A 1,246-nucleotide genomic window follows, 5' to 3' on the forward strand; every position below is an offset into this window, starting at 1 on the left:
CTGAGGGCATGTCGAACGCGGGTGCGGCGCGGGAGGTCGGCGTCGCGGTCAAGACGGTGGCCAAGTGGCGGCGCCAGTTCGCCGGACAGCGACTGGCCGGCCTGGACGACACCGGCCGTATCGGCAGGCCGAAGGCCGATCTGATCCTGGAGGACAGCGAGCGCGTCCAGTTGACCCGGTGGGCCAGACGAGCCAAGAGCGCCCAATACCTCGCATTACGCGCCAAAATCATCCTGCGCTGCGCGCAGGGCGGGACGAACAAGCAGGCCGCGGCCGATCTTGGGGTCGATGAATCAACCGTGGATCGCTGGCGGGCCCGATTCATCGCCAGGCGACTGGACGGGCTGCACGACGAGCCCCGGCCCGGACGTCCGCCCTCCATCCTGCTCGATCGGGTCGAGGACGTGATCGTCGCGACGCTGGAATCCACCCCCGGCAGCGACACGCACTGGTCACGAGCCTCGATGGCCGCGCGCACCGGCCTGTCGAAATCGACCATCGGCCGCATCTGGAAGAGGTTCGACCTCAAACCCCACCTGCAACACTCATTCAAGCTCTCCACCGACCCGCAGTTCGTCGACAAGGTCGTCGACGTCGTCGGGCTCTACCACAACCCGCCCGAGCGGGCGGTGGTGCTGTGCGTGGACGAGAAGAGCCAGATCCAGGCGCTGGACCGGTCACAACCGGTGCTGCCGATGATGCCGGGCATGCCCGAGCGGCGCACCCACGACTATCTTCGGCACGGCATCACCACCCTGTTCGCGGCCTTCAACATCACCGACGGCACCGTCATCGGCCGGCTCCACCGCCGCCACCGGGCGGTGGAATTCAAGAAGTTCCTGGGCACGATCGACAAAGCGGTGCCCGCCGAACTGGATGTCCACCTGGTGTGCGACAACTACGCCACCCACAACACCGCCGAGATCAGAACCTGGCTGGCCAGGCATCCCCGATTCCACGTTCACTTCACCCCGACCGGCTCCTCCTGGATCAATCAGGTCGAACGCTGGTTCGGCCTGCTGACCGACAAACTCATCCGCCGCGGGGTGCACACCTCCGTCAAAGCCCTGGAGAACGACATCCAGGCGTGGATCACCACCTGGAACGAGAATCCCCGGCCGTTCACCTGGACCAAAACCGCAGACCAGATCCTCAACTCCCTCGCCGAATATCTGGCCAAAGTCAGGATCGACACCAGCAAGACCGGGCAGAACTAACCATCAAGATTTCAGGTGCGGGACACTAG

General features: G+C 65.1%; 1 protein-coding gene. It reads left to right on the top strand.

The annotated features are described in order from the left end of the window. Positions 1-101 precede the first annotated feature (101 nt). Positions 102-1,217, top strand: a complete 1,116-nt coding sequence (locus tag BLQ73_RS30765) for an IS630 family transposase (protein WP_093176452.1) — start codon at positions 102-104, stop codon at positions 1,215-1,217. Positions 1,218-1,246 lie beyond the last annotated feature (29 nt).

This window comes from Sinosporangium album, assembly GCF_900100605.1.
GTDB lineage: Bacteria > Actinomycetota > Actinomycetes > Streptosporangiales > Streptosporangiaceae > Sinosporangium > Sinosporangium album.